This is a genomic window from Pseudomonas allii (assembly GCF_055380095.1).
On the sequence record NZ_AP039450.1, the window covers coordinates 1,998,410 to 2,021,142 of the forward strand.

Annotated in this window: 22 protein-coding genes and 1 pseudogene; 13 read left to right on the forward strand and 10 right to left on the reverse strand. The window is 62.5% G+C overall.

Annotated elements, in window-relative coordinates; all coding sequences use genetic code 11:
* Positions 1 to 31 precede the first annotated feature (31 nt).
* Entirely contained in the window at positions 32 to 754 is a 723-nt protein-coding gene (locus tag ACZ445_RS09125; RefSeq protein WP_464708223.1) for a dienelactone hydrolase family protein, read from the forward strand.
* 97 nt (positions 755 to 851) lie between these two features.
* On the opposite strand, the gene ACZ445_RS09130 is transcribed toward ACZ445_RS09125, so the two are convergent.
* Positions 852 to 1,718 (reverse strand): pirin family protein, encoded by an 867-nt coding sequence (locus tag ACZ445_RS09130; RefSeq protein ID WP_058427881.1) that lies wholly within the window; start codon positions 1,716 to 1,718, stop codon positions 852 to 854.
* A gap of 64 nt (positions 1,719 to 1,782) precedes the next feature.
* Entirely contained in the window at positions 1,783 to 2,199 is a 417-nt protein-coding gene (locus tag ACZ445_RS09135; protein ID WP_058427880.1) for an OsmC family protein, read from the reverse strand.
* Between the two features lie 140 nt (positions 2,200 to 2,339).
* Here ACZ445_RS09135 and ACZ445_RS09140 point away from each other — a divergent pair, with 140 nt between their 5' ends.
* Both ACZ445_RS09140 and ACZ445_RS09145 read left to right on the forward strand, forming a co-directional pair.
* The gene (locus ACZ445_RS09140; RefSeq protein WP_058427879.1) at positions 2,340 to 3,362 is read left to right on the forward strand and encodes an amidohydrolase family protein; all 1,023 of its coding nucleotides are present in this window, start codon (positions 2,340 to 2,342) and stop codon (positions 3,360 to 3,362) included.
* Positions 3,363 to 3,437: 75 nt separating this feature from the next.
* Positions 3,438 to 3,563 (forward strand): annotated as a pseudogene (locus ACZ445_RS09145) (hypothetical protein); the annotation flags it as partial.
* Positions 3,564 to 3,741: 178 nt separating this feature from the next.
* Here ACZ445_RS09145 and fabB read toward each other — a convergent pair.
* The 5 genes from fabB to ACZ445_RS09170 form a co-directional block, all read right to left on the reverse strand.
* A complete protein-coding gene (gene fabB, locus ACZ445_RS09150) occupies positions 3,742 to 4,962 on the reverse strand; it encodes a beta-ketoacyl-ACP synthase I (RefSeq protein ID WP_017134470.1) in 1,221 nt (406 codons plus the stop codon).
* 11 nt (positions 4,963 to 4,973) lie between these two features.
* Positions 4,974 to 5,489: a 3-hydroxyacyl-[acyl-carrier-protein] dehydratase FabA gene (fabA, locus tag ACZ445_RS09155; protein ID WP_010211704.1), complete on the reverse strand. Its 516-nt coding sequence runs from the start codon at positions 5,487 to 5,489 to the stop codon at positions 4,974 to 4,976.
* Between the two features lie 249 nt (positions 5,490 to 5,738).
* Entirely contained in the window at positions 5,739 to 7,640 is a 1,902-nt protein-coding gene (locus tag ACZ445_RS09160; RefSeq protein ID WP_058427189.1) for an ATP-binding protein, read from the reverse strand.
* On the reverse strand, positions 7,637 to 8,566 hold the full coding sequence (locus ACZ445_RS09165; protein WP_179028795.1) for an ABC transporter substrate-binding protein: 930 nt from the start codon (positions 8,564 to 8,566) through the stop codon (positions 7,637 to 7,639). The genes ACZ445_RS09160 and ACZ445_RS09165 overlap by 4 nt, the downstream gene beginning before the upstream one ends.
* 1 nt (position 8,567) lies before the next feature.
* Complete coding sequence (locus ACZ445_RS09170) at positions 8,568 to 10,688, reverse strand: TonB-dependent receptor plug domain-containing protein (RefSeq protein WP_464708225.1); 2,121 nt, start codon at positions 10,686 to 10,688, stop codon at positions 8,568 to 8,570.
* A gap of 195 nt (positions 10,689 to 10,883) precedes the next feature.
* Here ACZ445_RS09170 and ACZ445_RS09175 point away from each other — a divergent pair, with 195 nt between their 5' ends.
* The 9 genes from ACZ445_RS09175 to ACZ445_RS09215 all read left to right on the forward strand — a co-directional run bounded on the left by ACZ445_RS09175 (position 10,884) and on the right by ACZ445_RS09215 (position 18,729).
* Positions 10,884 to 11,909 (forward strand): NAD(P)H-dependent glycerol-3-phosphate dehydrogenase, encoded by a 1,026-nt coding sequence (locus tag ACZ445_RS09175; protein ID WP_058427186.1) that lies wholly within the window; start codon positions 10,884 to 10,886, stop codon positions 11,907 to 11,909.
* Positions 11,910 to 11,919: 10 nt separating this feature from the next.
* Positions 11,920 to 12,267, forward strand: coding sequence for a DUF4389 domain-containing protein (locus ACZ445_RS09180; protein ID WP_017846785.1), 348 nt, complete (start codon positions 11,920 to 11,922; stop codon positions 12,265 to 12,267).
* On the forward strand, positions 12,264 to 12,713 hold the full coding sequence (gene sixA, locus ACZ445_RS09185) for a phosphohistidine phosphatase SixA (protein WP_464708226.1): 450 nt from the start codon (positions 12,264 to 12,266) through the stop codon (positions 12,711 to 12,713). The genes ACZ445_RS09180 and sixA overlap by 4 nt, the downstream gene beginning before the upstream one ends.
* Positions 12,714 to 12,798: 85 nt before the next feature.
* On the forward strand, positions 12,799 to 14,448 hold the full coding sequence (locus ACZ445_RS09190; RefSeq protein WP_058427184.1) for an AMP-binding protein: 1,650 nt from the start codon (positions 12,799 to 12,801) through the stop codon (positions 14,446 to 14,448).
* Positions 14,449 to 14,478: 30 nt separating this feature from the next.
* Complete coding sequence (locus ACZ445_RS09195; protein WP_058427183.1) at positions 14,479 to 14,922, forward strand: hotdog fold thioesterase; 444 nt, start codon at positions 14,479 to 14,481, stop codon at positions 14,920 to 14,922.
* A gap of 97 nt (positions 14,923 to 15,019) precedes the next feature.
* Positions 15,020 to 15,823, forward strand: coding sequence for an alpha/beta fold hydrolase (locus ACZ445_RS09200; protein ID WP_058427182.1), 804 nt, complete (start codon positions 15,020 to 15,022; stop codon positions 15,821 to 15,823).
* Complete coding sequence (locus ACZ445_RS09205; protein WP_058427181.1) at positions 15,820 to 16,674, forward strand: alpha/beta hydrolase; 855 nt, start codon at positions 15,820 to 15,822, stop codon at positions 16,672 to 16,674. The genes ACZ445_RS09200 and ACZ445_RS09205 overlap by 4 nt, the downstream gene beginning before the upstream one ends.
* Before the next feature lie 102 nt (positions 16,675 to 16,776).
* Complete coding sequence (locus ACZ445_RS09210; protein ID WP_058427180.1) at positions 16,777 to 17,595, forward strand: DUF4892 domain-containing protein; 819 nt, start codon at positions 16,777 to 16,779, stop codon at positions 17,593 to 17,595.
* A gap of 72 nt (positions 17,596 to 17,667) precedes the next feature.
* On the forward strand, positions 17,668 to 18,729 hold the full coding sequence (locus ACZ445_RS09215; protein WP_058427179.1) for an AI-2E family transporter: 1,062 nt from the start codon (positions 17,668 to 17,670) through the stop codon (positions 18,727 to 18,729).
* Here the strand turns inward: ACZ445_RS09215 and ACZ445_RS09220 are convergent.
* Entirely contained in the window at positions 18,726 to 19,760 is a 1,035-nt protein-coding gene (locus ACZ445_RS09220; RefSeq protein ID WP_058427178.1) for a sensor histidine kinase, read from the reverse strand. The genes ACZ445_RS09215 and ACZ445_RS09220 overlap by 4 nt on opposite strands.
* A complete protein-coding gene (locus ACZ445_RS09225) occupies positions 19,760 to 20,527 on the reverse strand; it encodes a response regulator (RefSeq protein WP_445764755.1) in 768 nt (255 codons plus the stop codon). Before ACZ445_RS09225 ends, ACZ445_RS09220 begins: the two co-directional genes overlap by 1 nt.
* Positions 20,528 to 20,783: 256 nt before the next feature.
* On the opposite strand from ACZ445_RS09225, the gene pyrF reads away from it, so the two are divergent.
* Positions 20,784 to 21,482 (forward strand): orotidine-5'-phosphate decarboxylase, encoded by a 699-nt coding sequence (pyrF, locus tag ACZ445_RS09230; protein WP_010211681.1) that lies wholly within the window; start codon positions 20,784 to 20,786, stop codon positions 21,480 to 21,482.
* A gap of 129 nt (positions 21,483 to 21,611) precedes the next feature.
* On the opposite strand, the gene ACZ445_RS09235 is transcribed toward pyrF, so the two are convergent.
* Positions 21,612 to 22,619 carry an NADP-dependent oxidoreductase gene (locus tag ACZ445_RS09235; RefSeq protein ID WP_058427177.1) on the reverse strand — a complete coding sequence of 336 codons (1,008 nt, stop codon included), beginning with the start codon at positions 22,617 to 22,619 and terminating at the stop codon, positions 21,612 to 21,614.
* Between the last annotated feature and the right edge of the window lie 114 nt (positions 22,620 to 22,733).

Genomic DNA, 22,733 nt, shown 5'->3' on the forward strand with positions numbered 1-22,733 from the left:
TCGTTCTAACGCACCTCAACTGGAGTAAATGATGAGCCAAGTCACTGTACGTTCCGTGGTCTATCAGATTGATGGCCAGTCTTATGAAAGCCGCCTCGCGTTCGACGCCAATCATAAGGGCCCGTTGCCGGGGTTGTTGATGGCGCCGAACTGGATGGGGGTGAGTGCGGGTGCCGAAGAGATCGCCAAAAGTGTGGCCGGCAAGGGCTACGTGGTACTGATCGCCGACCTGTACGGGCAGACCGTACGCCCGTCGAATGGCGATGAAGCCGGCGCTGCGATGATGCCGTTGAAGAACGACAACCCGAAGCTGCTCAAACTCATGCAAGCGGCGTTTGAGCAACTGCAGGGTCAGGCCGAGGTGGATACCTCGAAGCTTGCGACCTTCGGCTTCTGTTTTGGCGGTTTCTGCTCGCTGGAGCTGGCACGTACCGGTGCACCGTTGAAGGCGGCCGTCTCGTTCCACGGCACCATCGACACCCAGAACCCGGACGGCGCCAAGCACATCAAGGGTTCAGTATTGGTCCTGCACGGTGCTTCCGACCCATTGGTGCCGAAGGCGCAACTGCCGGCATTCGAAGATGAAATGAACGCGGCCGGCGTGGATTGGCAATTGCTGAGCTATGGCGGCGCGGTACATTCCTTCACCGACCCCCATGCGAATGTGCCGGGCAAGATGATGTACGACGCCAAGACCGCCAAGCGCGCGTTCCAGTCGATGTACAACTTGCTGGATGAAGTGTTCAAGGGCTGATTCTTCAGCGCCTGTCCGGGCCTAATCGGGGGCAAGCCCCCTCCCACACTTGGATGCAATCACTGATCAAATGTGGGAGGGGGCTGGCCCTCGATGGCTATCTCACTGGCAACTCAATCCTTTCAGACTCCCCCGGCACCCTCGGCCAATCCCCTGCCGCCCAGCGCTGCCTGGCCTGCTCGATCACCGCCGGGTCACTCGCGACAAAATTCCAGTTGATCCGCCGCGGCCCATCCAGCGGCGCGCCGCCAAATACCACCAAGTGGCAATCGCTCTCGGCGAACAGCGTCATCTCCTGTCCGGCGGGCAAGACCACCAGGCTGTGGACTTCAAGCGTCTCGCCGTCCAACTGAGCGTCACCCTCCAGTACATACACCGCGCGTTCCTCATGCTCATCCGGAATCAGCAGGGTTGTGGCCGTTTGCATCTGCACCTCGGCATACAAGGTAGGCGACAGTACCGGCACCGGCGACTTGAGGCAGAACCCGTCACCTGCGATCAGTCGTATCTCTACACCCAGGTTGTCACTGACCGGCAGACTCGCCGCCGGGTGATGGCTGTAATGCCCCGGCCCCGTCTCGTGGTCTTTGGGTGAAGCCAACCATACTTGCAGCCCATGCAGGCTGAAACCACTGGCCTTGAGCGGCTCGGGTGTGCGTTCGACGTGGGCAATCGCGCTGCCGGCGGTCATCCAGCTCACATCACCCGCCTGCACCACCTGGTCCGAGCCCAGGCTGTCCTTGTGCTGCAATGCGCCCTCAAACAGATACGTGAGGGTCGACAGCCCGATATGCGGGTGTTGACGGATATTCATGCCGTGACCCGGCGCGTAGCGTGTCAGCAGCATATGGTCGAAAAACACAAAAGGCCCGACGCTGCGGCATTCCCGCGACGGCAGCGGGCGCAGGATCGGTTGGCCTTCGACGTCTTCGGGGCGAGGGCGGATCACGGTGAGGGTGGTCATGGTGCGTCCCAGTCTGAGCGGGTTGGATGCTGCTGAGCATAACCCGCTCCACGGGAGGTTGCCGCTATTGGCTGAAGGCGCCTTCCGACAATTTGGTGTCGATGCTGATCTCGGCGGTGGTCATCAGCTTGTGCACCGGGCAGCGATCCGCTACGCGGTGCAGTTCATCGCGCTGTTCGTCGGTGAGCACGCCCTTGAGCGTCAGCTTGACGTTGAGCGTGTATTTGCCCTTTTGCTCTTCGGCGGCGTCATGCGTGACCTCCACGGTAACGCCGGTGAGTGGGATGCCTTTTTTCTGGGCGTAGAGCTTGAGGGTCAGGGCTTTGCACGAGGCCAGGGCCGCGTCGAAATAGTCATGGGGGGAGGGCGCCGAATCGTCGCCGCCCAGGCTCTTGGGCAGGTCGGTGAACAACTCATGGTTGTTGATGTTGAGGCTATGGCGAAAGTTGTCCTGGTTCAGGGTGTTTACGGTAACAGGCATGGCAAACCTCACAGGGTGGCGGGATGAAGGTCATGCAGTTATAGAGCATGCTGGCACTTCGATGTTCCGCGTTTTTTGCCGGATGAACCCTGGCAAGGCGTCCAAGGTCTACCCGTATCAGCCCCTATCGAGGTGTTACCGTGCCCTGGACTCGCCTGACCCTTGCCCTGTTGCTCGCCGCCAGCAGCCTTGCCGTGCAAGCCCGCGACTATGCCTACAGCGATGCGCACCTGCATTACGTGGATTTCTTCCAGGAAACTGCAGGCATGGACAAGCTGCTCAAGGCCATGGCCGACAACCGCATCGAACATGTAATGATTTCCGGCATTCCGGTCGCGAAGAAATGGCACGAGGACGAACCCAAGCGCCCGCGCTACTACGCCGGTGACGACGCCGACGCCTATTGGTACAGCGCGACCGATGTGATCGTGGCCGCAGCGGTCAACAAACTGACCCCTGAGCAGCGCGAGCACTTTCATCCGTTTCTGTCCGGCTTCAACCCCAACGACAAGAACTCGGACGCCCATATCCAACGTATGCTCGATCTCAATCCAGGGCTGTGGCAGGGCATCGGTGAGGTCTTTACCCGTCATGACGACCTCACGGCCATCACCGCCGGCGATACACCACGGGCCAATAACGAAGCCATGACCCGCATTTATCACCTGGCGGCGGAAAATGATCTGCCGGTGATGCTGCACTCCAATATTACCTCCAAACGCGAGCGCAACCCGCTGTACCTGGCTGAAGTCGAAGAGCCACTGCGCAACCATCCGCACACCCGCTTTATCTGGGCCCATGCCGGCACCAGCAAGGAAATCCACCGTCACCAGGTGCAGATGGACTTTTTGCTGCCCACCTTGAGCCGCATGCTGGAGGCGTACCCCAACCTGTACATTGACCTGTCCTGGAGCATGCTTACGCCGTATTTGCTGGATGACTCGGGACGGCCACGTCCTGAGTGGGTAAAGCTGGTGGAGCGCTTCCCGGAGCGGTTCATGCTGGGCTCGGACGTCGTCGGGCGTTTCAACAAGCTAGGTAAGGAAATGCGTCGCTTCGAGCCTTTCCTCGATGCACTGCCTGAGGACGTTGCACACAAAGTGGCACGCGACAATTTCCTGGCCATCCTGCCTAAAGCCCATCGCGTTGGGGCGCCACGCTGATATCGCGTTTTGATCTTACGCAAACCCCAGATTGCGCCAATACCTTTCAAGAGCCAGCTGCAATTGGATGCAGCGCTGGTGATTGCCAGCGCATCGGAGCAGCAGACGTCGACAGGGGCGAACCAGACCAGTGCGGCGAGCCAGGAGTTGTCGCGGTTGGCGGTGGACCTGAACACCATGGTGGCGCGGTTTTCGGTGTAGGGCCGGGCGCCAAGGCGGCGCTTTCGGGGGCAAACCCCGTCCCACCTTTGATTTGTGAATGCATTCAAAATGTGGGAGGGGGCTTGCCCCCGATGAGGCCCTCCCAGCCACTAAAAATTCAGCCCATAAAAAAGCCCCGAACCAGTCGGGGCTTTTTCATGCGCTCAAGCTACAGGTCTTACTTACCCTGCCAGCGTTTCAGCACCAGGGTGGCGTTGGTGCCACCGAAGCCGAAGCTGTTGCTCATCACGGTGTCGATTTTTGCATTCTCGACGGTCTTGGTCAGGATTGGCATATCCGCCACAACCGGATCAATCTCGTCGATGTTGGCTGAGCCGGCCATGAAGTTGCCTTCCATCATCAGCAGGCAGTAGATCGCTTCGTGAACGCCGGCGGCGCCCAGGGAGTGACCGGACAGGCTCTTGGTGGAGCTGATGGCCGGAGCCTTGTCGCCGAATACCGCACGCACGCCTTCCATTTCCTTGGCATCGCCGACCGGAGTCGAGGTGCCGTGGGTGTTCAGGTAGTCGATTGGGGTGTCCACGGTGGACATGGCCATCTGCATGCAACGGATGGCGCCTTCACCGCTTGGGGCAACCATGTCGTAGCCGTCGGAGGTCGCGCCGTAGCCGACGATTTCCGCGTAGATCTTGGCGCCACGGGCCAGGGCGTGCTCCAGCTCCTCGACCACCACCATGCCGCCACCGCCGGCAATGACGAAACCGTCACGCTTGGCGTCGTAGGCGCGGGAGGCCTTTTCCGGGGTTTCGTTGTACTGGGTGGACAGTGCACCCATGGCGTCGAACAGGAACGACTGGCTCCAATGTTCTTCTTCACCGCCGCCGGCGAACACGATGTCTTGCTTGCCCAGCTGGATCTGCTCAACGGCAGTCCCGATGCAGTGAGCACTGGTGGCGCATGCGGAGGAGATCGAGTAGTTCACGCCCTTGATCTGGAACGGCGTGGCCAGGCAGGCCGAAACGGTGCTGCCCATGGTCCGTGTGACACGGTACGGGCCAACGCGCTTCACGCCTTTTTCGCGCAGGATGTCCAGCGCTTCCATCTGGTTGAGGGTCGATGCGCCGCCGGAGCCGGCGATCAGGCCGGTGCGTACATTCGATACCTGGTCTTCGCTCAGGCCGGAGTCGGCGATCGCGTCTTTCATCGCCAGGTAGGCGTAGGCGGCAGCGTGGCCGACGAAGCGATAGATCTTGCGATCGATCAGCTCTTCGAGGGGCAGGTCGATGGAGCCGGAAACCTGGCTACGCAGACCCATTTCGGCATATTCCGGGTTGAAGCGGATGCCAGGGCGACTTGCACGCAGGTTAGCGGTGACGGTCTCTTTGTCATTGCCCAGGCAAGAAACAATGCCCAGACCAGTGATAACGACGCGGCGCATGCGGATAACCCTTAAAAGTTGTCAGTGGAAGTGAATACGCCGACCCGAAGGCCTTCGGCAGTATAGATCTCGCGACCGTCGACGCTCACCGAACCATCGGCGATGGCCAGGTTCAGCTTGCCCTTGAGGACGCGCTTGATCTGAATGTTGTAGGTGACTTTCTTGGCGGTCGGCAGGACCTGGCCAAAGAACTTCACTTCGCCCGAACCCAGGGCGCGACCGCGACCCGGCAGGCCTTGCCAGCCCAGGAAGAAACCGACCAGCTGCCACATCGCGTCAAGGCCCAGGCAGCCCGGCATCACAGGGTCGCCTTCGAAATGGCAGGCGAAGAACCACAGGTCCGGGGTGATATCCAGCTCGGCGACCAATTCACCTTTGCCGTACTTGCCACCCTCTTCGCTGATATGGGTGATGCGATCCACCATCAGCATGTTCGGGGCGGGCAGTTGCGCGTTACCTGGGCCGAACAGCTCACCGCGACTGCAGCGCAGCAGGTCTTCCCGAGTAAAGGCGTTTTGTTTGGTCATGCGAGCTCCTCAATAATCCCATGCGGCAGGGTAGGGCAAATCTTCCCGAACCGAATGAAGCGTTCATGCCTCATGTCGGCAGCCTACACGTAGACTATTGCGTTGTAGTGAAAGTCACAGCGGCAAGGCACTGAATGTACACTTGTTCACTGAAATTTTAAACCGGGCCTGTTTATAGGCCCGTTCGGGTGCCTAAGACTGCCGCACTTTCGTCTTTCACGCCAGTCGGAGTTGGCTGATGGCGCGGCGCTATTGCACCCAGCGCTGCAGGATTTGCTGCAAATCCGTGCGTTTGAACGGCTTGGCCAGGTAATCGTTCATTCCGGCTGCCAGGCAGGCTTCACGGTCGCCCTGCAACGCGTTGGCAGTCAGGGCGATGATCGGCAGGTCGGCGCAGCCCGGCAGTTGGCGGATCTGCCGGGTGGCCTCGTAGCCGTCGATCAACGGCAGCCGGCAATCCATCAGGATCGCGGTGAAAATCAGGCTCTCGGCACTGCGGATCGCCTCGGCACCGTCGGTCGCCAGGCTCACTTCAAAGCCCAGGCTGCGCAACATGGCTTCGACCACGGTGCGGTTGACCGGGTTGTCCTCTACCAGCAATACATGGCGGCCATCGCCGGCGTTGGCTTTGCCGTCGGCGCCTTGCGCGATGGCCGGCACGCTCTGCTGGTCGATGGCCAGGGGGATTTCCAGGGTAAACACCGAGCCGCGGCCTTCTTCACTTTGCGCGCGCAGGGTGCCGCCCATGCGTTCGGCCAGGGTACGGGCGATGGGCAGGCCCAGGCCGGTGCCGCCGTAACGTCTTGAAATGGAACTGTCGGCCTGCTGGAACGCGTCGAACATCAACTCCAGGCGTTCGGTGGAAATCCCGATGCCGCTGTCGCGCACGGTGCAGGTGAACCACACCAGTTCATGGTCGAGGGTCTGCCAATGGGGTTCGACACTGACGCTGCCCTGCTCGGTGAACTTCAGCGCGTTGCCGATCAGGTTCACCAGGATCTGGCGGATTCTCGTCGGATCGCCCTGCACGCGCAAGGCGTCCAACCCTGGTGGAATCGACAGTTTCAATGCCAGCCCGCGCTGCTGTGCGCTGTGCTGGAATGCCTGGGCGCAGCTGTTGATCAGGTCCGCCAGGTTGAACGGAATATGCTCCAGCTCCAGGGCCGCGCGTTCGATGCGCGAGAAGTCGAGGATGTCGTTGATGACCTTGAGCAAGTGCTCGGTGGACTCGGAGGCCAGCGCCGCGTACTCGGTCTGCTCCTCGGTCATCTCGGTGGTTTCCAGTAGCTGCAACATGCCCAGCACGCCGTTCATGGGCGTGCGCAGCTCATGGCTCATCATCGCCAGGAAGTCCGACTTGGCGTTGTTGGCGCGCTCGGCCTCTTCGCGGGTCTGGATCAACTGGGCCATGGCCTGCTGCTGTTCGCGGCTGGCCTGGTTGAGGCCTTCGGCCAGGTTATTGATGTGTCGCGACAGGTCGCCCAGTTCCGAGTCGTCCACGATCGGCAACGGCGTCTTGTAGTCACCTTGCTGGATGGCTTTTACGGCGTGGCCCATGGCGCTGATCGGCTGCGACAGGCTGGCGGCCAGGCGCCGCGCAAGCAGGAAGGTAAACAGCAGGGCGAACAGCGCCAGGATGCCGGCCTTGAACAGGATCTCCTGCTGGCGCTGGCTGAATGCGTCGTTGGACATGCCGACGATCACCCGGCCCAGGTAGTCGGCCCGTGGTGCCTTGGGTTCGTTGAGGTTGTCCTGGAAAAAATCATTGCCCAACTGGATGTGTTGCAGGCGAATCGGTGCCTGGAACACTTTGACCGACAACGAACGGTCGTGTTTTTCCGACGGTTGCTCGACATACACCAGAATGTTCTCACTGCTGTCCTGGATCTCCAGGAACCGCACATGGGGCGTAGCAAGCGTGGCGCGCAGCAGGCTGTCGAGCACTTCGTTATTGCCGGAGATCACCCCGTACTCGGTGGCGGGCGCCAGTTGGTTGGCGATCAACTGGCCGGTGTGGTCCAGTTCCTGGCGCAGGTCCTGGATCCGCACGAAGGTGAAAAAGCTGATCAACAGCAACGTCAGCAACAGCGCCGGGCCCAGGGTGATGAGCTGGGTGCGGGTGTTGATGTCCCAACGACGGCGCAAGGTCATGGGCGTTTTTCTCCTTCGGCCAAGCGGATCGCGACGCCGGCTTCGTCCACCTGTTCGATCCCCAGTGAGCGCGCGACTTGCGGGTTGCCCACGACTTTGAAGTGTTCCGGGTACAGCGAGCGCGGCCAGTTGGCCGGCGGGTGGTCGAGCAAACGGTCTAGCACGGCCAGCCAGTCGGCCTGGTCGCTGTAGGTACTGGCCAGGCTGCCGGCCCGCACAAAGCCTGCATTCGGGCCCACCAGCGGCAATTGCTGGGCATAGCTGCTCAGCAACAGGTTCTTCGCGGTTTTCGGGTTGTACAACTGCGGATCATCGAGGCCGAGCAGCACGTCACTGTTCCTGAACAGGTTTTGCAGCGGGCGGCTGTCATTAATGTTGTCCCAGAGCTGTGGCACGATTTCCAGGCCGAGGGGGGTGGCGTGCTGGCGCAGTTCGGGCAGCAGGAACTCACTGTCGGCGCCATACAGCACGCCGATGCGCCGCGCCTGGGGCAGGATGGCGGCGGTCAGGCGCAGTTGGCGCTCCAGCGGTGGGTCGCTCCACAGTAGGCTGATGTGCGGGTGAGGTGTGCTGCCCAGGCGTTGATGGGCCTGTAACCGACTGATACGCAGGACGAGGGTCGGCGGGCCCTGGGTTTCCTGCAGGCGCCAGTCGAGGCCGGGCAGGTCGAGCAGGATCAGGCGTGTGTTGGCCGGGAGTCGACCAGGGGCTGGCAGGTTTTTGAGCGGGGTGAAGGTGACGCGGTCTTCGGGGCGTTGCTGGGCCAGGGCCTGGGCGAAGGCCTGCACACCGGCGCTGTCTTCGGCGGCGGTCAGCAGGATCTCGGCACTCCAGGCCGGCGCGGCGAATAGAAGGCAAGCGAGCAGCACAACGCGTCGCCAGAGCGTGGTGATAAAGAAGCAGGTCATCCGTGACGAGTCGCCCATGTCAGAACTCTAGCTCCGCGCTGAAGTAGAGTACGTGGCGATGGTCATAGTTGTTATCGGCCCAGGTGGTGGGCTGGTTATCGAGGCGTTGTTGCAACATGCCAGCCAGCTCCACGTTGGCTTTGCCCAGGGCAATGCGCTTGGCCACCCGCAGGTCGACCCGTTCGAAGCGATATTGGTTGAGTGCGTCATCGCCATAGTAGAACAACGCGCTGGACCAGCCTTGGCCCCATTCGCGCAACCAACCGGCAGAGCCACTGTTGCGCGCGGTCTGTGCTTTGTCCCGCGGGTTGCTGCTGGTGGCATCGACGTAAGCATAGGTCAGCCGCAGGCGGTCGGTGTTGCTCACGCGCCAGTCGAACTGGGATTCGGCGCCGGTGAAGCGTGCGCTGTTGGCGTTGCTGGCAATGTACTGGTTATTGCGCAGCGGCGAACTGATCATGTCGGTGATTTCGTCGTAGAACAGTTTCACGTCCATGTTCAGCCCGATGTCGGCAAAGAAGCCGTTGTACCCCAATTCCCGCGACTTCATCATCTCTTTATCGAGGTTGCCCGGCCCCCGCGTCTTTACGAAGTATTGCCCGGTGGTCTGACCGTAGGCCGGGGAGCTGAGGTTGGTGACGCGATAACTCCAGTTGACGTTGTTCTCGAACATGTCCGGCGAGCGAATGGCTTCGGAGTACACCGCGCGCAAGCCATGGCGCGGGTTGATCAGGTAGTTGACCGCCACCCGTGGCGTGAGCGAGTTGCCGCTCAAGTGCGTGTCCTCATACATGGCGCCGCCTTGCAGCAGCCAATGTTCGCTGGCGCGCCATTCCAACTGGCCGAACAGGCGCCAGGTGGTGTCGTCCAGCGTGCCGTTGAAGTAGGTGTCGGAGTCGGCGCGGTCGTAGCGGTAGTTCATGCCGCTGACCAGGCGCAGGCTGTCGGACAGGCTGAGGGTGTCCTGGATTTCCAGATCGTAGCGGCTTTCGCGGGTGCTCTGGTCGATGTCTCCGCACACGCTCTGGTTGGCGCCGTTACGCCATTGGTCCAGCACTTGGTTGGCCAGCGCTTGCTCGGCGGCGCTACCCGGTGGCGCGGTGCCTTGGCTGTAGGTGTCCATGTGCCGGGCCAGCAGTTCGGCGTAGTTGGGGTTCATCTGCCACAGCTGGGTCAATTCCGGGCTGAACGACACCTTGGCGTCGCAGGCCTTCCAGATTTGCCGGCGGTCCCACTGCTGGGCCGAGCCCTGGATGTACAGGCTGTGCTCGGGGTTGAAATCGAAATTCCAGCGCAGCGAGCCGGCGTAGTCCTTGGCCGTGACGTCGGAGTTGTTGCCACCTTCGGTAATCCCGGCGAATACCGGGCTGTAGGTATAGGGACGCTGGTTGGTGCCTTCCTTCGCATCCAGTTGCCAATCGATGCTCTGCTGCGCATTCAGCGTCTGGCTCACTGCCAGGCTGAAGCGGTTGAGACGGCGCCCGTCGCGGCGGTCGGCGCCAGCGGCGTCGCTGTCGAAGCCATCGTCCTGCTGGCCGGACAGCGACAGGCGCAAATCGCCGGTTTCCCAGCCGACGCCCTGGCTGGCATAGAAGTCGTTGATGCCACGTTCGCCACGCACCACCTTGACCCGCGTACCGTGGCTGTTGGCCGGCGAGCGCGTGAGGATGTTGACCACCGCCATCAAGGCATTGGCGCCGTAGCTGACGGTGTTGGGGCCGCGGAACACTTCGATGCGCTCGATATCTTCCATGGCCACCGGAATGTCGCTCCAGTCCACGGTGGCCAGGCCCGCACGGTACACCGAGCGACCGTCGATCAGCACCTGCATGCGCCGCGCATCGCTGGCGCTGGTACCGTGGTAGTTCACCGCCGCCTGGTTGCCGGAGGTGTAGCCGACCATCATCCCCGGCACCAGGCGCAGCAACTCGCTGATATCCCGCGCGCCGCTGGCCTTGATCAGCTCGCTGTCGATCACGGTCATGCTGCCGGGCACGGCGGCAGCCGATTGCTTGAGGCGCGTGGCGGTCAATACCTGGGGCAGCGGCTGGCTGTCGAGGAACAGGTCGTCGGCCATGGCAGGCGCACTGCACAGCAACATCAGCCACAGAGATGAACGAGGAGGAGGGCCCAAATACACGGCACGGCCTTGATAATTACGGATAGCCGCCCATGTTAACTGAGGTGGGGCCATTTGCCAGTCGCAGGACTTGCAATTACTTCATGTGAGTGTGGCATTTTCCGACAAGCGCACGAATTGATACGGGGGCTGGCCGCCGACGGGTCGGCCCGTATAATGCCGCCATCGCCACTGGTATGGATTAACGGATTGCATATGACTGAACAGCGCCCTATCGCGGTCCTGGGAGGCGGAAGTTTTGGTACCGCCGTGGCTAACCTGCTGGCCGAGAACGGTCACGCTGTGCGCCAGTGGATGCGCGATCCCGAACAGGCCGAGGCCATTCGGGTGCACCGGGAAAATCCGCGTTACCTCAAAGGCATCAAGATTCATCCGGCGGTCGAGCCGGTTACCGACCTGCTGCAAACCCTCACGGCCTGCGACCTGTGCTTCGTCGCGCTGCCGTCCAGCGCCTTGCGCTCGGTGCTGGCGCCCCACGCCGAACGCCTGGCGGGCAAGCTGCTGGTCAGCCTGACCAAGGGCATTGAGGCGCAGACCTTCAAGCTGATGAGCGAAATCCTCGAAGAGATCGCCCCCCAGGCGCGTATTGGCGTGCTGTCCGGGCCGAACCTGGCGCGGGAAGTGGCCGAGCATGCGCTGACCGCCACCGTAGTCGCCAGTGAAGACGAAGAGCTCTGCGAACGGGTCCAGGCCGTGTTGCATGGCCGCACCTTCCGGGTCTACGCCAGCAGCGACCGCTTTGGCGTCGAGCTGGGCGGTGCGCTGAAAAACGTCTACGCGATCATCGCCGGCATGGCGGTGGCACTGGGCATGGGCGAAAACACCAAAAGCATGTTGATCACCCGTGCCCTGGCCGAGATGACCCGCTTTGCGGTGAACCAGGGCGCCAACCCGATGACCTTCCTCGGGCTGGCGGGCGTGGGCGACCTGATCGTCACGTGCTCCTCGCCGAAAAGTCGCAACTATCAAGTCGGGTTCGCCCTGGGCCAGGGCCTGAGCCTGGAAGATGCAGTCACGCGCCTGGGCGAAGTGGCCGAGGGCGTCAACACACTCAAGGTGCTCAAGGCCAAGGCCCAGGAAGTTGGCGTATATATGCCGTTGGTCGCCGGGCTGCACGCGATCCTGTTTGAAGGGCGCACCTTGAACCAGGTCATCGAGTTGCTGATGCGCGCCGAGCCCAAGACCGATGTCGACTTTATTTCCACCAGTGGTTTCAACTGAGGAACGCGTCATGAACGATCCGAAAGCAGCCCCCAAGTACGAATCCATTGCCCTGCGCATCCTGTGGATGCTGGTGTTTGCCCTGGTGTGGCAAGTGGCGCAGTTCCTGCTCGGTGCGCTGGTGGTGGTGCAGTTGATCTACCGCCTGGTCTACGGCGCACCGAACCTGGGCCTGATGAACTTCGGCGACAGCCTCAGCCAGTTCCTGGCGCAGATCGGCCGTTTCGGCAGCTTCCACACCGAGCAAAAGCCGTGGCCGTTCGCCGACTGGCCGACCCCGCGCGCACCCGAGGGCGAAGCCGCCCACAGCGTGCCGCCGGCGCCGCACCCTGTGCGTGATGAAGAGCCGAAACTGTGAAGCTGTGGATACTGCGCCACGGCGAGGCCGAAGGGCATGCACGCACCGATGCCGAACGCAATCTCACCGAGCACGGCCGTGGCGAAGTGTTGCGCAGTGCTGCGCACCTGATCGGTCAGCCCCTCAGCGCGATCATCGCCAGCCCCTATGTGCGGGCGCAGCAGACCGCGCATCTGGTGCGTGATGCGTTGGGCTTCGAGTCGCAGATCCGCACCGTGGCGTGGCTGACGCCCGATGGCAACCCGTTGCAGGTGCTGGAAAAGCTCGACACCGACGACAATGTGCTGCTGGTCAGCCATCAGCCCCTGGTCGGCAGCCTGATCAGCGTCCTGCAGCACGGCCACCAGCGCCAGCCGCAGCCGATGTACACCGCCAGCCTGGCGGAACTGGAGGGGGATTTCCCGCTGGCGGGGCTGATGAGCCTGGTCAGCGTGAAGAATCCGTAGGCGTTATCGCGGCTTTGTGTGTGTTATATAGTCAACCAAGCAAGTGCTTGGTTGGCTATCGTCGGACCACAAAGGAGCGCGTCCCATGCCCGTCGCATTTCGATTGCCGTTGCAGGTGTTTTTCGAACGTGAAGCGCGGCACCCGCGCCAGACCTTTCTGGTGCAGCCCATTGGCGGCGGCGAGGTGCAACGCCTCACCTGGGGCGATGTGGGCCACCAGGCCCGGTGCACCGCGCACTGGCTGCGCGCCCGTGAGCTGCCCCCAGGCTCGCACATTGCCCTGATCTCGAAAAACTGCGCGCACTGGATCATTGCCGACCTGGCGATCTGGATGGCCGGGCATGTCTCGGTGCCGCTGTACCCCAACCTCACTGCCGACTCCGTGGCCCATGTGCTCAGCCATTCCGAGGCGGCGCTGGCGTTTATCGGCAAGCTCGACGACTGGCCCGCCATGGCGCCCGGTGTGCCGTCCGATGTCCCGACCATCAGCTTGCCGCTGTGCCCAACAGGCGCGTTCGATTTCAGCTGGGCCGACCTGCAAGCCTGTTCGCCGATCCGGGACGACCCGCTGCCGTGCGCTACGGACCTGGCCACCATTATCTATACCTCCGGCACCACCGGTCTGCCCAAGGGCGTGATGCACAGCTTCGGCGCGCTGGGGTTTGCCGCCACCCGTGGCACCGAGTTGTTCGGGTTGGGGGAGGGCGACCGCCTGTTGTCCTACCTGCCGCTGTGCCATGTGGCCGAGCGCATGTTTGTGGAAATGGCGGCGATCTACACCGGGCAGACGGTGTTTTTCGCCGAAAGCCTGGAGACGTTTCTGACTGACCTGCGCAGGGCGCGGCCGACCGCGCTGTTTGGCGTACCGCGTATATGGACCAAATTCCAGATGGGCGTCTACGCCAACATCCCGGAAAAACGCCTGGACACCCTATTGCGCCTGCCCTTCATCGGCAAGCGTGTGGGCCGCAAGGTGCTCGCTGGCCTGGGCCTGGATGCGTTGCGCATCGCGCTGTCCGGGGCGGCGCCGGTGCCCGAGGCGCTGCTGCGCTGGTATCAACGCCTGAGCCTTGACGTGCTTGAGGTGTATGGCATGACCGAGAATTGCGGTTATTCCCATGTGTGTCGCCCCGGCCAGCAGACCCTCGGCTGGATCGGCCTGCCGTGCCCCGGTGTTGAAGTGCGCATCGACCCGGCGGGCGAGGTTCAGGTGCGTAGCGGTGCAACCATGCTCGGTTACTACAAGGACCCGCAGAAAACCGCCGAGACGATCACCGCCGACGGCTTCCTGCGCACCGGCGACAAGGGCGAGCAGGCTGCCGACGGCCGGCTGCGCCTGACCGGGCGCCTCAAGGAGATCTTCAAGACCAGCAAAGGCAAGTACGTGGCCCCGGCGCCGATTGAGAACCGCCTGGCCGAACATGCGCGCATCGAACAGGTGTGCGTGGTGGGCGATGGCCTGACCGCACCGATGGGGCTGTGCGTGTTGTCGGCAATCAGCGAGGACCCGCATGCGCTGCGCAGCAGCCTTGAGCGCTGGCTGGAGCAGGTCAATCAAGCATTGGACAAACATGAACGCTTGCGCCAGTTGGTGGTGGTGAAAGACAACTGGGCGGTGGAAAACGGCTTCTTGACCCCGACGCTCAAGATCAAACGCAATGTGATCGAATCGACCTACGGTGAACATTTCCAGAGGTGGAGCGAGCGTTCCGAAACCGTTCTGTGGCAGGATTAGGGCCATCATAAAACCAATAAGGACAAGCGCATGAGCCTGTGGCGCACGCAACCGAACATCGACCAACTCAATGCGATCCAGAAAAACACCATCGGTGAAGTGCTGGATATCCGTTTTGAACGCTTCGACGACGAATCGCTGACCGCCAGCATGGCGGTCGACCATCGCACCCATCAGCCCTATGGCTTGTTGCATGGCGGCGCATCGGTGGTCCTCGCCGAGAGCGTCGGCTCCATGGCCGCCTACCTGTGTATCGATGCGAGCAAGTTCTATTGCGTGGGCCTGGAGATCAATGCCAACCACCTGCGCGGTGTGCGCAGCGGGCGGGTGACGGCGGTGGCCAGGGCGATCCATATCGGCCGCACCACCCAGGTGTGGGACATTCGCCTGACCAGCGACGACGGCAAGGCCAATTGCGTGTCGCGCCTGACCATGGCGGTGGTGCCGCTGGGCGAGAACCCGCCGGCGCGATAGGCGTGGCGTGAGTGTCATCATTCCTGGCAGTTACAGTCATTGCTGTGGTGGTCGGGGCTGGTGACAATCAATCTCTGTTTTTGTCGATGGATCCGGTATGTCGCAGCACGTGTTTTTCGCCCACGCCAATGGTTTCCCCTCGGCCACCTACGGCAAGCTGTTTGCCGCCATGGCCCCGGAATATGCAGTGGCGCACTTGCCGCAGCACGGTCACGACCCCAGGTTTCCGGTGGACGATAACTGGCAGAACCTGGTGGATGAGCTGATCCACCACTTGGAGCAGCAGCCGGAACCGGTGTGGGGCGTGGGGCATTCCCTCGGTGGCGTGTTGCATCTGCACGCGGCCATGCGTTGCCCGCAGTTGTACCGTGGGGTGGTCATGCTTGATTCGCCGGTGCTGACCCGCGCCGACCGCTGGGTGATCCGCGCGGCCAAGCGCTTCGGTTTTATCGACCGCCTGACCCCGGCCGGCCGCACCCTGGGCCGACGTGAGGAGTTCAGCGACCTGGAGGCGGCACGTCGTTACTTCGCCGGCAAGACCCTGTTTCGTGGTTTTGATCCCGAATGCTTCGATGCCTACCTGCAACATGGTCTGCAGCAAGTGGGCGATCGTTTGCGCCTGCGCTTCGACCCGGCCACCGAAATCAGCATCTACCGAGGCGTGCCCCACACCAGTCCCGGCCAGGTGCGCCAGATGAAGGTGCCGTTGGCGGTGGTGCGCGGCCGGCAGAGCCGGGTGGTGATGCGTCACCACGCCAGCGGCGTCGGTCGCCTGCCCCTGGGCGAAATGCTCACCATGCCCGGCGGCCACATGTTCCCCCTTGAACGCCCCCAGGACACCGCGACCTTGATCAAGAGCCTGTTTTCCCGCTGGGAAGCCCGCGAGCGCAGTTGCGCATGAGCACACCGGTCGAAGAAGTGCGCCTGAGCCTGCCGCATATCGAATTGGCAGCCCATCTGTTTGGTCCCGAGGATGGTTTGCCGGTGATCGCACTGCATGGCTGGCTGGACAACGCCAACAGCTTCGCGCGGCTGGCGCCGAAACTTCAGGGGTTGCGCATCGTTGCACTGGACATGGCCGGGCATGGGCATTCGGCGCATCGTCCTATCGGCGCCGGTTACGCCTTGTGGGATTACGTGTACGACGTGCTGCAAGTCGCCGAACAACTAGGATGGAAACGTTTTGCATTACTTGGCCACTCCCTCGGCGCCATCGTTTCCCTGGTGCTGGCCGGTGCGCTGCCGGAGCGGGTGACGCACCTGGGATTGATCGACGGGGTGATCCCTCCGACCGCCGGCGGTGACAACGCCGCCGAGCGGCTGGGCATGGCGTTGCAGGCGCAATTGAACCTGCAAGACAAGCGCAAGCCGGTCTACAACAGCCTGGACCGAGCGGTTGAGGCGCGCATGAAGGGCGTGGTGGCGGTCAGTCGCGAAGCTGCCGAACTGCTGGCCCAGCGCGGTCTGATGCCGGTGCCGGGCGGTTACACCTGGCGCACCGACAGCCGCCTGACCCTGGCTTCGCCGATGCGTCTGACCGATGAGCAGGCGATGGCCTTCGTGCGGCGTGTGGGTTGTCCTACACAGTTGGTGGTGGCCGCAGACGGCATGTTGGCGAAACATTCCGAATTGCTTTCCCAGCTACCCTTTACCGTCACCACGCTGCCAGGCGGCCATCATTTACACCTGAATGACGAGCCCGGCGCGGTCCTTGTTGCAGACTGTTTCAATCGGTTCTTCTCCGCGCCTTGACTTGGGGCGGTCAACTGCCGAGGCTGGGCGGATTGAAAGGGAGTCAACCATGAACTACTTCAACACCGCTGTGACCGCCGATGGCCAGGGCTCGTTGATCTTATGAGCGTGCGTAACGGATGTATCCGTATCCTGGGCTTGAGCCTTCTGAGCCCACTGGTATTTGCCGCCGACGTACCGGGTAGCCAGGACCTGCCCACCGTGGCCCGCCAGGTCGACGCGCAAATCGTCGACTACCGTCCCGCCGAAGAAAAAGAACGCATCTACCCCATGGGCGCCATCCGCAAGATCAGCGGCCAGTTGCGTTATGAAGGTCAGGCCACCGCGCGGGGCCAAGCCACTGCCATCACCTATGAATTACCCGCCGAACACAGCTCCAGTGCCGCATTTACTGCGACGCGCGTAGCGTTGCAGGCGAAGGGCGCGCAGTTGCTGTTCTGGTGCCAGGCCCGGGATTGCGGTGAAAGCAGCCTGTGGGCCAATGAAGTGTTCGGCAACGCCAAGTTGGTCGGTGCCGACGGCCAGCAGGAATACCTGCTGCTGCGCCTGGCAGCCCCCCAGGAAAACTCCCTGGTGGCGCTGTATGGGATCACCCGTGGCAACCGTCGCGCCTATCTGCATGTGGAGCAACTGGACGCCAACGCGCCGCTGGCCGACCTGCTGCCCACCTCCGCAACACTGCTGCGTGAGTTGAAAAGCACCGGCGAGCTGGACTTTCCCGCACTGGGCGGCGAGCCTGACGACACTTGGTTGACCCTGATTTCCCGTGGGTTGAACCTTGATACCACCTTGCGCGTCAGCCTTACCGGCCCGAACGCCGAGGCCTGGCGCCAGGCCCTGGTCGACAAAGGTGTGCGCGCCGCGCGCATGGAAACCGGCTCCGCTGAAACCAAAGGCCTGCACCTGCATCTGATACGCTGACCGTTACAAGGCGAACGGACCCGCGCCGTTCGCCTAAGCTCTCTTCCTACAGCCTTCTTCTAGAGATACTCCATGCTCAATAACGATCGCCTACTGGTGCAAATCCTGCTGCTGGTGCTGTTCGGTGCCAGCTTCTGGGTGATGGCGCCGTTCTGGTCGGCGCTGTTCTGGGGCGCGGTACTGGCCTTTGCCAGTTGGCCGTTGATGGTCCTGCTCACCCGCTGGCTGGGTGGTCGCGAATCCTTGGCCGCTGGCATCCTGACGCTGGGTTGGATGCTGCTGGTGGCGCTGCCCCTGGTGTGGCTGGGCTTCAACCTCGCGGACCACGTGCGCGATGCGACGGCGTTGATCAAGGATATCCAGGTCGACGGCTTGCCGGAGGCGCCTGCCTGGCTAGGCTCGATCCCGTTGGTCGGCGAGCGGCTGGTGGCCATGTGGGACAGCATTGACCAACAGGGCGCGGCCTTGATGGTCAGCATCAAGCCCTACCTGGGGCAGGTCGGCAATTGGTTGCTGGCGCGCAGTGCGCAAATCGGCGGTGGGATTCTAGAACTGACCCTGAGCCTGGTCTTCGTGTTCTTTTTCTACCGGGACGGGCCGCGCCTGGCGATGTTCGTTCACCGCCTGCTTGAGCGCTTGATCGGCGATCGCGCGGGCTACTACATCGAACTGGTGGCCGGCACCGTGCAGCGCGTGGTCAACGGCGTGATCGGCACCGCCGCCGCCCAGGCCCTGTTGGCGCTGATCGGCTTCCTGATCGCCGGCGTGCCGGGTGCGCTGGTGCTGGGCATCGTCACCTTCCTGCTCAGCCTGATTCCCATGGGCCCGCCACTGGTGTGGATCCCGGCCACGGCCTGGCTGGCCTGGAAGGGCGATTACACCTACGCGGTGTTCCTCGGGGTATGGGGCACGTTCATCATCAGTGGCGTGGACAACGTGCTCAAGCCTTACCTGATCAGCCGCGGCGGCAACCTGCCGTTGGTCATTGTGCTGCTCGGGGTGTTCGGCGGCTTGATTGCCTTTGGTTTCATCGGCCTGTTTATCGGCCCGACCCTGCTGGCGGTGGCCTACAGCCTGTTGATGGATTGGAGTGCAACCCAGGCCCAGGAGCGGCGGGAAGACAAGCCGCTCTAGACGCGTGGCAACCACATCACGGCAGTCAAACCACCCCCGGGGGTTTCTTCCAGGTGCAGCCGACCGCCGAGGCGTTCCGCCGCTTCCTTGGAAATCGTCATGCCCAGGCCGACCCCGCCGGAGTTGCGGTTGCGTGAGCCTTCCAGGCGATAGAACGGTTCGAACACCGCCTCACGCTGGTCGGCGGCAATCCCAGGGCCATGGTCGATCACACGGATGACCAGCGCCTCGCGGCTGTCCGCCAGCTCGATGCGCGCCGAACCGGCGTAACGCAGGGCGTTGTCGATCAGGTTGTTGAGGCATGATCGCAACGCCATCGGCTGCACTTGCAGCGGTGCGCAGGTCCCGCCGAACTGCACATCGGAACCCTGGTCCTGGGCGTTTTCGCTCATGGACTCGACCAGCGCCTGTACGTCCAGCCAATGCCGGGTTTCGCTGGTGCGTTGTTCGTGCAGGTAGCTCAGGGTGGCGTCGAGCATGCCGATCATGTCGTCCAGGTCCTGGCGCATCTGGCCTTGCAATTTGCTGTCTTCGATCTGTTCCAGGCGCAGTTTCAGGCGCGACAACGGGGTGCGCAGGTCATGGGAGACGGCTCCGAGCATGCGCGCGCGTTGGCTGACCTGCTCGCGGATGCGTCGCTGCATCAGGTTGAAGGTCGACGCCGCTTGCTGCGCCTCACGCGGGCCAGACTCGTCGAGGGGCGGGCTGTCGAGGTCCAGGCTCAGGCGCTCGGCGGCTTCACTCAGGCGCTGGATCGGCCGGCTCAGCAGCTTGGCGCCGTACCAGGCGGCGATGATCAACGAGATGAACTGGAACGTCAGTGGCACCACCGGGCCACCAAACCACGGTCGCTTGTGCCTGGGCAGGTGTTTCATCGTGCCATCCGGCTGCTCGACAAAGGTCTCTTGAGGCGGCGGCGGAGGTGGGCCGTAATAGCGAAACCAGGAAATGGCCAGCACATGAGCCAGCACAATTGCCACCAGCAACACGCCAAACAGTCGACCGAACAGCGTGTTGAAGGCGTTGCGCATCAGCCGATGTCCCGGGCGTCGAACAGGTAGCCTTCACCCCGCACGGTCTTGATCAATTGGGGCGCCTTGGGATCATCCCCGAGTTTTTGCCGCAAGCGCGACACCAGCAAATCGATGCTGCGATCGAAGGCTTCGATGGAGCGGCCACGGGCGGCATCCAGCAGTTGCTCGCGGCTCAACACCCGGCGCGGACGTTCGATGAATACCCACAGCAGGCGAAATTCCGCGTTGGACAGCGGCACCACCAGGCCATCGTCGGCCACCAGTTGGCGCAGCACGCTGTTGAGGCGCCAATTGTCGAAGCGGATATTGGCGCGCTGTTCGGTACGGTCGTCACGCACACGGCGCAGAATGGTCTGGATGCGTGCTACCAGCTCACGCGGTTCGAAGGGCTTGGACATATAGTCGTCGGCGCCCAGCTCCAGGCCGATGATGCGGTCGGTGGGTTCGCAGCGGGCGGTGAGCATCAGGATCGGGATATCCGATTCCGCCCGCAACCAGCGGCACAGCGACAAGCCGTCTTCGCCCGGCAGCATCAGGTCGAGCACCACCACGTCGAAGGTTTCGGCCTGCATGGCCTGGCGCATCGCCGTACCGTCGGTGACGCCGCTGGCGAGAATGCCGAAGCGGGCCAGGTAGTCGATCAGCAGTTCACGGATCGGCACGTCGTCGTCAACGATCAGCGCGCGGGTGTTCCAGCGTTTGTCGTCGGCGATCACCGCGCCTTTTTGCTCGTCGTTCATAGAGACGGAAGGGGTATGCATCATGCGATCATCTGCCTGGTTGTTGCGGTCAGCATAGGCGCCCAGCCCCATGGCTGGAAGTGCTGGTCGGTGGGTCGTGCGAGCGAGGCTAGCCGTGGGGCGTGTTGGGGGCATGTCGTGAATGTATCAGCTTTGAAATAATTACCTGAAATGCCCGCCCGATGGCGCTTGGTCAGTATTTACCGATCATCGGATCCCGCAACGCCGCCGCTTGCGCTACAATCCGCGCCGATTTCGACTTGCCTGAGAGCCCATTCCAATGTCCGTCTGCCAGACTCCTATCATCGTCGCCCTGGATTACCCCACTCGTGACGCCGCACTGAAGCTGGCTGACCAGTTGGACCCGAAGCTGTGCCGGGTCAAGGTCGGCAAGGAACTGTTCACCAGTTGCGCGGCGGAAATCGTCGGTACGCTGCGTGACAAAGGTTTCGAAGTGTTCCTCGACCTGAAATTCCACGATATTCCAAACACCACCGCGATGGCGGTCAAGGCCGCCGCCGAAATGGGCGTGTGGATGGTCAACGTGCACTGCTCCGGCGGCCTGCGCATGATGAGTGCCTGCCGTGAAGTGCTGGAACAGCGCAGCGGCCCTAAACCTCTGCTGATTGGTGTGACCGTGCTCACCAGCATGGAGCGCGAGGACCTGGCCGGTATCGGCCTGGACATCGAGCCCCAGGAGCAGGTACTGCGCCTGGCCGCCCTGGCGCAAAAAGCCGGCCTGGATGGCCTGGTGTGTTCGGCGCTGGAAGCCCAAGCCCTGAAAACCGCGCACCCGTCGCTGCAACTGGTGACCCCGGGCATTCGTCCGGCGGGCAGTGCCCAGGATGACCAGCGTCGTATCCTGACCCCGCGTCAGGCGTTGGATGCAGGTTCCGATTACCTGGTGATCGGTCGCCCGATCAGCCAGGCGGCCGATCCGGCCAAGGCATTGGCGGCAGTCGTCGCTGAGATTGCCTGATTTTCGAATGTGGGAGGGGGCTTGCCCCCGATAGCGCTCTGTCAGCGACGGATTAGTTGACTGACACACTGCAATCGGGGGCAAGCCCCCTCCCACATTCAGATCTCCAACATTTAGATCTATCGCTGGTCAGCTGACCTTGAGCACCAACTTCCCGAAGTTCTCACCGTTGAACAACTTCATCAGCGTTTCCGGGAACGTCTCCAGGCCCTCCACGATATCTTCCTTGCTCTTGAGCTTGCCCTGGGCCATCCAGCCGGCCATTTCCTGCCCGGCAGCGGCAAAGCCTGCGGCGTGATCCATCACTACAAAGCCTTCCATGCGCGCGCGATTGACCAGCAATGACAAGTAGTTGGCCGGACCTTTCACGGCTTCCTTGTTGTTGTACTGGCTGATGGCGCCGCAGATCACTACGCGCGCCTTCAATGCCAGGCGGCTGAGCACGGCGTCGAGGATATCGCCGCCGACGTTATCGAAATACACATCCACGCCCTTGGGGCACTCGCGCTTGAGTGCGGCAGGCACGTCTTCGCTTTTGTAATCGATAGCGGCATCGAAGCCCAGTTCATCCACCAGGAACCTGCACTTGTCGGCGCCGCCGGCAATGCCCACCACACGGCAGCCTTTGAGCTTGGCGATCTGCCCGGCAATGCTGCCCACGGCGCCGGCCGCGCCGGAGATCACTACGGTTTCGCCAGCCTTCGGCGCACCGGTGTCCAGCAGTGCGAAGTAGGCGGTCATGCCGGTCATGCCGAGGGCCGAGAGATAACGGGGCAGGGGCGCCAGTTTCGGATCGACTTTATAGAAACCGCGAGGCTCGCCCAGGAAGTAATCCTGCACGCCCAAGGCGCCGTTGACGTAGTCCCCGACCGCAAATTTCGGGTTGTTCGAGGCAATCACTTTGCCCACACCCAGCGCGCGCATCACTTCACCGATGCCGACCGGCGGGATATAGGACTTGCCTTCATTCATCCAGCCGCGCATGGCCGGGTCGAGGGACAGGTATTCATTGCGCACCAGCACCTGGCCGTCCTGGGGCGTGCCCACCGGGACTTCCTGATAGGTGAAGGTGTCCCGGGTGGCCGCGCCGACCGGGCGCTTGGCGAGCAGGAATTGGCGGTTGGTCTGGGCGGTCATGGCAGCGACTCTTCTGGAATTGAACCTGAAGTGATAGACCCTGAATGGGCCGGGAGCAAGGTTCACCGAGCGTGCGAATGCCGGTCGATAGGCATTGCTGATAGTCAGGTGGCG

Excerpts from the sequence above, each read along its gene's own strand:
- ACZ445_RS09125 (WP_464708223.1), top strand. The coding sequence starts at position 32 with ATGAGCCAAGTCACTGTACGTTCCGTGGTCTATCAGATTGATGGCCAG.
- ACZ445_RS09130 (WP_058427881.1), bottom strand. The coding sequence starts at position 1,718 with ATGACCACCCTCACCGTGATCCGCCCTCGCCCCGAAGACGTCGAAGGC.
- ACZ445_RS09135 (WP_058427880.1), bottom strand. The coding sequence starts at position 2,199 with ATGCCTGTTACCGTAAACACCCTGAACCAGGACAACTTTCGCCATAGC.
- fabB (WP_017134470.1), bottom strand. The coding sequence starts at position 4,962 with ATGCGCCGCGTCGTTATCACTGGTCTGGGCATTGTTTCTTGCCTGGGC.
- fabA (WP_010211704.1), bottom strand. The coding sequence starts at position 5,489 with ATGACCAAACAAAACGCCTTTACTCGGGAAGACCTGCTGCGCTGCAGT.
- ACZ445_RS09160 (WP_058427189.1), bottom strand. The coding sequence starts at position 7,640 with ATGACCTTGCGCCGTCGTTGGGACATCAACACCCGCACCCAGCTCATC.
- ACZ445_RS09165 (WP_179028795.1), bottom strand. The coding sequence starts at position 8,566 with ATGGGCGACTCGTCACGGATGACCTGCTTCTTTATCACCACGCTCTGG.
- ACZ445_RS09175 (WP_058427186.1), top strand. The coding sequence starts at position 10,884 with ATGACTGAACAGCGCCCTATCGCGGTCCTGGGAGGCGGAAGTTTTGGT.
- ACZ445_RS09180 (WP_017846785.1), top strand. The coding sequence starts at position 11,920 with ATGAACGATCCGAAAGCAGCCCCCAAGTACGAATCCATTGCCCTGCGC.
- ACZ445_RS09190 (WP_058427184.1), top strand. The coding sequence starts at position 12,799 with ATGCCCGTCGCATTTCGATTGCCGTTGCAGGTGTTTTTCGAACGTGAA.
- ACZ445_RS09195 (WP_058427183.1), top strand. The coding sequence starts at position 14,479 with ATGAGCCTGTGGCGCACGCAACCGAACATCGACCAACTCAATGCGATC.
- ACZ445_RS09200 (WP_058427182.1), top strand. The coding sequence starts at position 15,020 with ATGTCGCAGCACGTGTTTTTCGCCCACGCCAATGGTTTCCCCTCGGCC.
- ACZ445_RS09205 (WP_058427181.1), top strand. The coding sequence starts at position 15,820 with ATGAGCACACCGGTCGAAGAAGTGCGCCTGAGCCTGCCGCATATCGAA.
- ACZ445_RS09210 (WP_058427180.1), top strand. The coding sequence starts at position 16,777 with ATGAGCGTGCGTAACGGATGTATCCGTATCCTGGGCTTGAGCCTTCTG.
- ACZ445_RS09215 (WP_058427179.1), top strand. The coding sequence starts at position 17,668 with ATGCTCAATAACGATCGCCTACTGGTGCAAATCCTGCTGCTGGTGCTG.
- ACZ445_RS09220 (WP_058427178.1), bottom strand. The coding sequence starts at position 19,760 with ATGCGCAACGCCTTCAACACGCTGTTCGGTCGACTGTTTGGCGTGTTG.
- ACZ445_RS09225 (WP_445764755.1), bottom strand. The coding sequence starts at position 20,527 with ATGATGCATACCCCTTCCGTCTCTATGAACGACGAGCAAAAAGGCGCG.
- pyrF (WP_010211681.1), top strand. The coding sequence starts at position 20,784 with ATGTCCGTCTGCCAGACTCCTATCATCGTCGCCCTGGATTACCCCACT.
- ACZ445_RS09235 (WP_058427177.1), bottom strand. The coding sequence starts at position 22,619 with ATGACCGCCCAGACCAACCGCCAATTCCTGCTCGCCAAGCGCCCGGTC.